This window comes from Candidatus Andeanibacterium sp. (genome assembly GCF_057143545.1).
The window spans coordinates 1-10085 of sequence record NZ_DBNHSF010000024.1 but is presented as its reverse complement, the minus strand read 5'-3'; the positions used below and the strand labels follow the sequence as shown (position 1 = coordinate 10085).

At 65.6% G+C, this 10085-nt stretch carries 11 protein-coding genes; 7 read left to right on the top strand and 4 right to left on the bottom strand.

Translation table 11 applies throughout. The features are described from left to right. Positions 1-485: protein-disulfide reductase DsbD domain-containing protein (locus tag AC16XC_RS01525; protein ID WP_484032867.1), on the bottom strand; the 485-nt coding region annotated here is incomplete at its 3' end. A 67-nt stretch (positions 486-552) separates the two neighbouring features. Here AC16XC_RS01525 and AC16XC_RS01520 point away from each other — a divergent pair. Next, complete coding sequence (locus tag AC16XC_RS01520; protein ID WP_484032866.1) at positions 553-1800, top strand: FAD-dependent monooxygenase; 1248 nt, start codon at positions 553-555, stop codon at positions 1798-1800. 9 nt (positions 1801-1809) lie between these two features. Here AC16XC_RS01520 and AC16XC_RS01515 read toward each other — a convergent pair whose 3' ends face one another. Genes AC16XC_RS01515 through hemC form a run of 3 tightly spaced genes read right to left on the bottom strand, consistent with a single transcriptional unit; the run spans position 1810 to position 4366 of the window. Further along, positions 1810-2730, bottom strand: coding sequence for a hypothetical protein (locus AC16XC_RS01515; RefSeq protein WP_484032865.1), 921 nt, complete (start codon positions 2728-2730; stop codon positions 1810-1812). 20 nt (positions 2731-2750) lie between these two features. Next, a complete protein-coding gene (locus AC16XC_RS01510; protein WP_484032864.1) occupies positions 2751-3443 on the bottom strand; it encodes a uroporphyrinogen-III synthase in 693 nt (230 codons plus the stop codon). Beyond that, on the bottom strand, positions 3440-4366 hold the full coding sequence (gene hemC, locus AC16XC_RS01505) for a hydroxymethylbilane synthase (RefSeq protein ID WP_484032863.1): 927 nt from the start codon (positions 4364-4366) through the stop codon (positions 3440-3442). Before hemC ends, AC16XC_RS01510 begins: the two co-directional genes overlap by 4 nt. Before the next feature lie 47 nt (positions 4367-4413). Between hemC and tsaD the strand changes: the two genes are divergently transcribed. From tsaD to AC16XC_RS01475, 6 genes are all read left to right on the top strand, one after another. Beyond that, the gene (gene tsaD / locus AC16XC_RS01500; RefSeq protein WP_484032862.1) at positions 4414-5448 is read left to right on the top strand and encodes a tRNA (adenosine(37)-N6)-threonylcarbamoyltransferase complex transferase subunit TsaD; all 1035 of its coding nucleotides are present in this window, start codon (positions 4414-4416) and stop codon (positions 5446-5448) included. Next, positions 5445-6434, top strand: a complete 990-nt coding sequence (locus tag AC16XC_RS01495) for an NAD(P)H-dependent glycerol-3-phosphate dehydrogenase (RefSeq protein WP_484032861.1) — start codon at positions 5445-5447, stop codon at positions 6432-6434. The genes tsaD and AC16XC_RS01495 overlap by 4 nt, the downstream gene beginning before the upstream one ends. Beyond that, positions 6431-7924 (top strand): lipopolysaccharide biosynthesis protein, encoded by a 1494-nt coding sequence (locus tag AC16XC_RS01490; protein WP_484032860.1) that lies wholly within the window; start codon positions 6431-6433, stop codon positions 7922-7924. Before AC16XC_RS01495 ends, AC16XC_RS01490 begins: the two co-directional genes overlap by 4 nt. Positions 7925-8026: 102 nt before the next feature. Then, complete coding sequence (locus AC16XC_RS01485) at positions 8027-8767, top strand: OmpA family protein (protein ID WP_484032859.1); 741 nt, start codon at positions 8027-8029, stop codon at positions 8765-8767. A 129-nt stretch (positions 8768-8896) separates the two neighbouring features. Beyond that, positions 8897-9367 (top strand): hypothetical protein, encoded by a 471-nt coding sequence (locus tag AC16XC_RS01480; protein WP_484032858.1) that lies wholly within the window; start codon positions 8897-8899, stop codon positions 9365-9367. A 67-nt stretch (positions 9368-9434) separates the two neighbouring features. Beyond that, a partial coding sequence (locus AC16XC_RS01475; protein ID WP_484032868.1) for an acyl-CoA dehydrogenase family protein occupies positions 9435-10085 on the top strand: 651 nt, incomplete at its 3' end.

The window sequence follows — 10085 nt, the reverse complement described above, 5'->3', positions numbered from 1 at the left end:
CCATCGCCACCAATCGCGATCGATGTCCCCAGCGAGGCACGTTCGGGAACGCAGACTTCGTCGGTGCAGGCAAGCCATTGGGCTTCGAGCGTGACCGGGACAACCGAGCCTTCGCGCGCATCGGCGGGAATGCTGAACGGCAGCAGCACCGCATATTGCCCTTCGTAGACATGGTTCATGAGGTCGGCGATGAGCAGCGTTTCGGGCACCGGATATTGCGGTTCGCCGACTTCCCAGCCGTCGGGAATGCCCCATTCGAAGCTGATCGCATAACCGGCATCGCCGGGATTCGACCAATAGCCGTGCCAGCTCTCCTCGGGCGTCATCAGCAGCGCGACCTCGAGCACTTCGCCCGGTGTCGCGGGACCTTCAGGCACCAGTTCGGCGGCTATATGGTTGGCGCGCGATTGGGCCAAGGCGGAGCTTGATGAGAGCGCCACCAGGACCAGGATCAGGAACTGCAGGAATACCCGGCTGACCGGCACGTGCTTCTGTCTCCCCGCGATCGAGCGAGCTTGCTTTGGATAGGACGCTCGGCCTAGAGCTTCGGCCATGGAGTTTCAAGGAGCGGAAATGGGCGAGAAGCGCGATCTGCTGATCCTTGGCGGCGGCCTTGTCGGCATGACGCTGGCGCTGGCCGCAGCCCGCAAGGGGATTTCGAGCCATGTGGTCGACCGCGCGGATCCCGCTTCGCTGACGGCGGATGGCTTCGATGGCCGCGCCTCGGCAATCTCCACTGCCAGCTGGAACCTGTTCGCCAATATCGGCCTGGCCGACCGGCTCGCTCCCCATGGCTGCCCGATTGCGTCGATCGCGGTGACCGATGCGATGCGCCCGGGGCGGATCGATTTCACCCCCGACGAGCACGAAGGCTCGCCCAAAGACTCTCTGGGCCTGATGTTCGCCAATCGCGAGTTGCGGCTCGCATTGTTCGAAGCCGCGCGCGAAGAGGAGCTGATCCACTGGCACGCGCCGGTCGAGGTGCTCGAGCGGACACGCGGCGAGCACGGGGTTTCCGCCAGACTGGCGAATGGCGTTGTCGTGGAAGGGGCGCTGATGGTGGCCGCCGAAGGCCGCCGTTCGCCGACCCGCGAGGAGGCCGGCCTGCCGATGGCGCATTGGGATTACCGGCACCGCGCGATCATCGTCGGTCTCGATCATGAAAAGCCGCACGACAATGTCGCCTGGGAGATCTTCTATCCCGCCGGACCGTTCGCGCTCCTGCCGATGAAGGACGGTCCGGGCGGGCAGCATCGCAGCGCGCTGGTCTGGACGGTCGCGGAGAAGGACGCCGAGGGCGTGCTCAAGCTGTCCGAGCGCGGCTTCCTCGCCGAAGTCCAGAAGCGGATGGACGGTCTGTTCGGTGAAATCCGCCTCAACAGCCCGCGATCGTCCTATCCGCTCGGCTTCCAGCACTCGGCGCGGATCACCGCCAACCGGCTCGCCCTGGTCGGCGATGCCGCGCACGGCATCCATCCGATCGCCGGGCAAGGCCTCAATCTCGGCCTGCGCGATGTCGGGGCGCTGGTCGAAGTGCTGCTCGACGGGATGCGGCTGGGCCTCGAGCCCGGCGATGCGCAATTGCTCGCGCGCTACGAGCGCTGGCGCAATCTCGACAATTTCAGTGTCGCGCTCGCCACCGACGGGCTCACGCGACTGTTCGGCGTGAAAGGTCGCACGGCGTCCGCGATCAGGCGCCTCGGCATGGCCGGAGTGCAGCGCATGCCGCTGCTGAAGCGATTCTTCATGGACGAAGCCCGCGGCATGAGCGGCCAACTGCCCGAACTGCTGCGCGCCTGAGGCGCCAGCCTATTCGAACCGTTCGTCCCTCACATCGCGGAGATTCTCTGGACTCCTGATGGCGGAAGTTTCGATCAGGTCGAGCGCGCGCAAGGCGGCGGCATAGCGTTCCGCATCGGCGAGCCACTGAGTCGCCCGATCCGCCCCGGGCATTTGCTCGATCTCGAGAATGGCATTCTGGATCTGGCCGGCTTCCAGGAAGATCCGCGCCCGTTCCAGACGCCTTGCGGGAGCGGGCGACGGAGTCGATTCCCGGCGGATGATGAACAGCTGGCCGATTTCGCGGGTGAACCATTCCCAGCCGGATTCCTGTTCCGGATCGTCGAGCAGGTCGGGCGCCATGGCATCGAGGCTGCCCCGGAGTTTGTCCACGGTCACCGGCCGTTCTGCCGCCCTTATCACGGCATCGACCGCATTGGGGTAAGCATCGCCGAAGCGCACTTTAAGCTGTTCCTCGAAATCGCCGAGCGGGGAACCGCGTTCGATCGCCCGCCTTGCGGCAAACGCAACGAGCAGTCCTTCGGCACGCGAGGCATTGCTGTAGGCCGCCTGGGCCTGCAGATCGAGCTGGGTGAGCCGCTGCTCCATCGCGGCCACGCGCGAATCGAGCCCGCCCTGCTGCTCGGCGACTTTCTCGGCCGCCTGCACGGCGACCGCCGCCTCGTTGGCTGCCGCGCTCGCGGTGCGCGCCACTTCTGCGTTATCGGACGAACCGGTGCCCGGTCCGGCCAGCGCTTGAGACGCGGAATCGGAAGCCGCCCTCTCTTCAGCTCCACCGAATGGATCGAGATCCCAGTTCCAGGTCACGATCGCGACCACCGCTGCGCCGAGCAGGAACGATGCGACGACGGCGAGCAAGAGCAGACGACTTGCCGGCATCTGCTGCACTTCCGTCTTTTTCTGCATCCTGGTGTAAAAGTCGTCGTTCATATTTTTCCGGCTGCGCCCGCCTAGCCTTTGGGCAGTATTTGGCACATGTGCCGAACAAGCGCCAGTAGTGCCGTTTCCCGCGGAAACTCCGCCGCCTCGACCCTGTGCCAGCCTGGACCGGCGGATTCGGCTATCCGCGGGCTGAGCGCGGCCAGCGAAATTCGCCCGCGATCAAGCGATTGTTCGTCGCACTGCGCGGCGAGGTGCCGCAAGGCCGCCGCCGAATGGACCAGCACCAGGGCGCCCTTCCGCAGTACGGCGTGCAGGCCCTCGGGCATCGCCAGCGGCGCGCTTTGGTAAGCGACGCGGGTCGTTAGCTCGACTCCCGCAGGAGGCTGGACTGCAACCCGATCTGCTGCGGCAAGCCGCAACAATTTCAATTGCCTGCCTTCCAGGCGGTCGAGCAAGGATTGCAGTCCGCCCTCGCCCGCAAGCGCGACATCGAAGCCGGCCTCCCGCGCGGCAATCGCCGTGCCCTCTCCGACCGCATAGACGGGCTTGTCCCGGAATTGCGCCAGCTGCTCGCCGCCATGGCGAATGGCGTTGGCGCTGCCCAGGAGGAGGCCATCGATCGCCTCAACGGGTGGGGGATTCCAGTCGCAAGGCCCGATCTCGAACAGCGGCCACCCTACGATGGACAATCCCAACTCCTTGCAGGCTGCTATGGTCGAAGAAAGGCCAGGTTCCGGCCTGATCGCCACGATCGCTGTCATGGCCGGCCCGCGAAAGTCTTGCGAATGGCGGGGCCGGCGCATTCCAGCAATTCCTGTGCCAGCGCGCGCGCCGCAGCGAGATCGCGCGCAGCAAACTCAACGCTTCGCTCGAGTTTGTCGCGGCCGTCCCCGCTGAACAATGCGGCTCGCATCGCGAGTTTGTCTTCCCCTGTGCAGAGGGCCGCAACCGGACTGTGGCAAGAGCCGCCAAGGCCTTCGAGCAAGGCCCGTTCGGCCAGCACCTGGTTGCGGCTGGCAGGATGGTCGATCGCCGCCAGCAAGTCCATCGTGGACGTGTCGCCGGAACGGCATTCGATCCCGATGGCCCCTTGAGCCGCTGCCGGAAGCCAGTCGCAAGGCTCAAGCTTCGATCCAACATCCTTCAGTCCAAGCCGTTCGAGGCCCGCCGCCGCCAGGAATGTCGCATCGGCCTCCCCTGCCCCGATCCTTGCCAGCCTCGTCGCGACATTCCCGCGAAACGGAACGATTGCGCAATCGGGCCGCAAATTGAGCAATTGCGCGGCCCTGCGAGGCGCGCCGGTGCCGACGCGTGCGCCATGCGGCAATTCCGCGATGCTCGCCGCCCCCACCAGCACATCGCGGATGTCGGCCCGCGGCAGGATCGCGGCGATCGCCAGTTCCGGCGGGCGGATTGTCTCGACATCCTTCATCGAATGGACCGCGGCGTCGATCCGCTGTTCCGCGAGCCAGGCATCGAGTTCCTTGGTCCAGAGCGCCTTGCCGCCGATTTCCGATAGCGGCCGGTCCTGCACCTTGTCGCCGCTGGCCAGGACCGGAACAAGCTCGACCGCACATTCGTCCCAGCCATGCGCGGCGCACAGCCGAGCACGTGCTTCATGTGCCTGCGCCATGGCAAGCGGTGAGGAACGGGTTCCAAGGCGCAGTTTGACGGTCTGGCTCATGCTGGCGCGCTTGCCCTAAGCCGCATTTGCGTCCAGTGAAACCCCGGATGAGGAGGATCCTCGGCATAGAATCCAGCTGCGACGAGACTGCGGCTGCACTGGTCGCGTCCGACCGGCGTATCCTTGCGCAGCGGATCGCCAGCCAGGACGACGCCCATCGCCCCTTTGGCGGCGTCGTTCCGGAGATCGCCGCGCGGGCCCATGCCGAGAGACTGGCCCCGCTGATCGCGGCAACCCTGGACGATGCCGGGATGACCCTGGACGAGGTCGATGCGATTGCGGTGACGGCCGGACCGGGGCTGATCGGCGGCGTGATGGTCGGGCTGGTCAGCGCCAAGGCGCTCGCGATGGCAAGCGACAAGCCGCTGATCGCGATCAACCACCTTGAAGGCCATGCGCTGTCGCCGCGCCTCGCCGATCCGGAACTGGAGTTTCCCTATGGCCTGCTGCTGGTGTCGGGCGGGCACTGCCAGATCCTGCAGGTCGATGGCGTCGGCGAATATCGCCGCCTTGCGACCACGATCGACGACGCCTTGGGCGAAGCATTCGACAAGACCGCCAAGATTCTCGGCTTGCCCTATCCCGGGGGGCCGTCGGTCGAAAATCTGGCAAAGGGAGGCGACCCGCAAGCGGTGCCGCTGCCGCGCCCGCTGCTCGGCAGCGAAGAGCCGCATTTCAGCTTTGCCGGGCTGAAGAGCGCGGTCCTGCGGGCCAAGGAAAGCGGCCGGCACGCGGATGCCGACATCGCCGCGAGCTTCCAGCAGGCGGCCATCGAATGCGTGCTCGATCGCCTGGCAATGGCGCTCGAAAGGATGGACGGGATCACCGCGCTGGTGGTCGCCGGAGGGGTTGCGGCAAACCTGCGGATTCGCGCGGCACTGGAAGAGGCGGCATCAGAACGCGGATTGCGCTTCGTCGCCCCGCCCTTGCCCTTGTGTACCGACAATGCCGCGATGATCGCGTGGGCCGGGCTGGAACTGTTGGCACAGGGCAGGAGCGATCCGCTCGACATCGCCGCCAGGCCACGCTGGCCGCTCGACCCTTCAGCCGAGCCGGTTCGCGGCGCGGGGGTGAAGGCATGAGCCGGATTGCGGTGGTCGGCGCCGGCGCCTGGGGCACGGCCCTGGCGCAAATGCTCGCCAGCGATGGACGCGAGGTCCTGTTGTGGGCGCTTGAGCCGCAGCTGGTCGAGGAAATCAACCAGAGCCATCGCAACAGCCTCTACCTTCCCTCGGCCAAACTCGCACCCGCGATCCGCGCGACCGGCGACATCGCGGAAGCAGCGGAGCGCGACATCGTCCTCCTGGTCACGCCCGCCCAGCACATGGGCAGGGTCCTGGCGACATTTCCGCGGTTCCCCCGCGACTTGGTGCTCTGCAACAAGGGGATCGAGGCCGGGACCGGGCGGCTGATGGCCGAAGTCGCGTGCGAAGCCGCGCCGGAGAGCGAAATCGCGGTCCTTTCGGGACCCACCTTTGCCCATGAAGTCGCGGCCGGCCTTCCGACCGCGGTCACCCTGGCTTGCGGCGGCGGCGAGAAGCAGTGGGACCGCATCGGGGAAGAAATCGCAAGACCCGCGTTCAGGCCCTATTATTCCGACGACCTTGTCGGTGCGGAGATCGGCGGTGCGGTCAAGAATGTCCTCGCCATTGCCTGCGGCGTGGTCGAGGGACTTGGCATGGGCCAGAATGCCAGGGCTGCCCTGATCGCGCGCGGCTATGCGGAAATGCAGCGTTTCGGCGAGGCGCTTGGCGCGAGGCGCGAGACGCTGTCCGGCCTTTGCGGCCTGGGCGATCTGGTGCTGACCTGTTCTTCGACCTCGAGCCGCAATTTCTCGCTCGGGAAGGCGCTGGGCGAAGGGCAGTCGCCCGCAACCCTGATGGCCAACCGCACCACCGTCGCGGAAGGAGCGCATACCGCGCCGGTGCTGGTCGAAAAGGCGCGCTCGCTTGGCGTCGCCATGCCGATCTGCGAGGCAGTCGACGACCTGCTTGGCGGTGCTCCCGTCGAAGGCGTTGTCTCGGCGCTGCTTGCCCGGCCGCTCAAGGCAGAAGGTCCGGACGTTTGAGCAGCGAAGGCTCCGGTCACGACATTGCCGCACTCGCCAAGGGCGGGCGGACCAATTTCTTCGGCTTCCTGCTGCGGCTTGCGGCGCGCCTGCCGTTCCTGTTCATCGCTGGACGCCTCTATGGCGACGAGATGCTGGGCCGCTTTGCCGCCGCGCTGGTGATAATCGAGCTCGCCAGCCAATTGGCGGTTCTCGGCCAGAAGCGCGGACTGGCCCACCAGTTGAGCCATGCGGACGGCCAGCCGGAATCGCATATCATTGCCGATGGCATGGTGATGAGCATGGTCTCGTCGCTGCTGATGATGGGGCTGCTGTTCCTGTTTCCCGACCCGATGTTCCCGAACGGACAGAACGGGCAATGGTCGATGCTCCTGCCGCTCACGATCCTGCCCTTTGCATTGACCGAAATCGCGCTCGCCGGGTGCGCCTATCGTTACGATGTCGGCAGCACGGTGAAGGCGCGCGCAGTCGTCGAGCCCTGGATCATTTCGATCGCGGCAGCGGTCCTGTTCCTGCTCATGCCGGACGACGGGCTCGAACTCGCCTATATCGCCTCGATTTTCGGGGCCAGCATTGCCGCTTTTGTCCCCGTCATCCGGCATTATGGCCTGCCGCGCGGCTGGATTCCCCACCCCGCGCGGATCGGCCTGCTTGCGTGGCGCAACCTCCCGCTGGCCGGTGCGGATGCAGTCGAATGGGGAACGCGCAAGCTCGACCTGGCGATCCTCGCGCAATTTGCATCGCCGGGCGCAGTGGGCGTCTATTACATTGCCCAGCAGGTTGCTTCGCTGCCGAGCAAGCTCAAGACCAGTTTCGAGCCGATTCTCGGCCCGGTCATCACCCGGGCCCTCAGGAACCACGATTACGGGGCGATTGCCAAGCAAGTCTGCCAGGTAGGATTCTGGATCCTTGCGATGCAGGCCGGGATCGCGCTGGCATTGGGGATCCCGGGCGAGGCGATTATGGGCCTGGTCGGGCCGAATTTCGTCGGCGGGACCGGCGCGCTGACCTTGCTCCTTGCCGCTGAAGTGGTTGCTGCGTTGGCGGTCGTTTCCGAGGCCGCGCTGATCTATATGGCAAGGGTCCGCAATCTCTGGGTTTCGCTGTTCACGATCGCGCTCCAGGCGACGCTGACAATCGCTTTCATAATGACAGTGGAGCATTACGGCCTGCCCGAAGTGTGGAAGGCGGCGGCGGCCGCGCTCGCCCTGTTCATCGCGCTCGGCACCGCATCGCTGATCAAGAGCTTCATGCTCGGCCGGATGCTCGGTGAATCGGTAAACAATTTCCGCTGGGCGCTGATATACGCGGTCGCGCCGGCGGTGATCGTGGGATGGTTCGTGACCCGCTACACGCCCGAATGGTTCGAACTTGCCGTGGGTGTGCCGCTGATCCTGGGCGCCTATGGCTGGGTCATCTGGCATCGCGGCTTCGGCCCGGAAGACCGGGTCCTGTTCCGCAGGAACGTGGTCCCTTCCCAAGGCGACTGACTTGCGCGCCGATGCGCCCGTTGGAATGAGCTGGCCCTGTCATTCAGCGATCATTCGCCGTTTGTCTGGACGCCGGTCATCATAGGCCGATAAGGTCGGTCCATGTCTCGCAGGCCCCCGATTCTGATAGCGCTTGGCGCGGGTTCGATTGTCCTGCTGGCACTCATTGCCGCGCGAACCAGTGCCGACACTCTTGCCGGTCGCCTGTCGGAGCAGGCCGAACGGGCCATCAGGCAAACGGGCTCGGCGAGCGTAAGCGCCGATTTTTTCGGCCTTTCGGGGTTTCCCAGCCGGCATCCGCTGCTTTCGGGCGGCGAGGGATTGAGCGAAGCCGCCCGCGACCGGATCGCCAAGACCGTCGCCGCCATCCCCGGGGTTGGCGGCATCCGCTGGGCCGATGGTTCGGCACTTGCTTCGAGCCAGGGTGAAACCTTCCGTCCGCTCAATTGCCAGGAAGATGTGCAGGCCTTGCTGCGCACAAGGACAATCCGCTTCGAGGAGAGCTCGTCGCGGATCGACATGTCCAGCCGGGACCTGGTCAACGAAGTGGCCGACGCCCTGCGCCCCTGCCTCGGCAGCATCATCGCGATAACCGGGCACACGGATGCGTCGGGAGAGGAGCCCGGCAATCTTGCATTGTCGCGCGAACGGGCCGATGCGGTGCGCGACGCGCTCATCCGGCGCGGAATTCCCGCGGATGGCTTGCGGACCCAGGGAGTTGGCTCGGCCCAGCCCGTCGAAGGGCTCGACCCGCTCGATCCCGCCAATCGGCGGATCGAATTCACAGTGATCGAAACCGTCCCGGTCAAACCGACGCCGGTGGACACTCCGGGGCCGCGATGACAGGGGAAAATCGCTAATGCCGATCTGGCTCGAACTGATCGTGTTGCTCGAGGTAACCTATTTGCTGGGCATCGGCATCGGCTGGGCTATCTGGGGCAGGACCGCTGACGGCGAAGGGGAACAGGCGCAATGATGGAACTCGTGGAAGCCAATTGGTGGGCCTTCGCGCTCGCGCTGGCGATCGGGATCTTCGTCGCCTGGTGGCTGTTTGTCGGCTACCGCAAGGCGCGCGTCGATCTGAAGACCTTCGATGTGCTCGATGAAGGCGCCGGCCCCGCGAGACGCAACCAGGCCTTGATCGATGCGCCCGCTCGGCCCCAACCCCTGACAACAGCGGAGCCCGGCATTGCTCCCGCAATCGCTGGAGACGACCTCACCCGGATCAAGGGGCTTGGTCCGAAGCTGGCCGGTTTGCTCAACGCACAGGGCATTACCCGCCTGTCCGAGATCGCGGCCTGGGACGATGCTGAAATCGACCGGATCGATGCCCTGCTGGGCGAATTCCAGGGCCGGATCCGGCGGGACAGCTGGGTCGAACAGGCCAAGTTCCTTGCGGCGGACGACATGACCGGTTTCGAGGAAAAATTCGGCAAGCTCTGACGCTTGGCACGGGTGCAAGGCGCGGCTAAGGAACCGGTTTCAGAGGAGACTATCCTGCATGTCCGGCATGGTTCCGTTCGACTGGTCCGATCCGTTCGACCTAGAAAGCCAGCTCAGCGAAGAAGAGCGCATGATCCGCGATGCCGCGCATGGCTTCGCGCAGAGCGAATTGCAGCCGCGGGTGATTACCGCTTTCCGCGAGGAAGCCGCAGCGCCCGAACTGTTCAAACTGTTCGGCCAGGCCGGCCTGCTGGGCGTCACGATTCCCGAGGAGTTTGGCGGCGCGGGTGCGGGCTACGTCGCCTATGGGCTCGTCGCGCGAGAGATCGAGCGGGTCGACAGCGGCTATCGCAGTATGGCCTCGGTCCAGTCCTCGCTCGTGATGTATCCGATCCATGCCTATGGCTCGGACGAGCAGAAGGCCAAATATTTACCCGGCCTCGCTGCGGGCGAACTGATCGGATGCTTCGGCCTGACCGAACCCGATGCCGGTTCCGATCCCGGCGCGATGCGCACGGTCGCCAAGCGGGACGGCGATGGCTTTGTCATTTCCGGCTCGAAAACCTGGATCAGCAATTCGCCGTTCGCGGACGTGTTCGTCGTCTGGGCGAAGAGCGAGGCGCATGACGGCAAGATCAGGGGCTTCGTGCTCGAAAAGGGCATGCCCGGACTCGAAGCGCCCAAGATCGAAGGCAAGATTTCGCTGCGCGCTTCGACC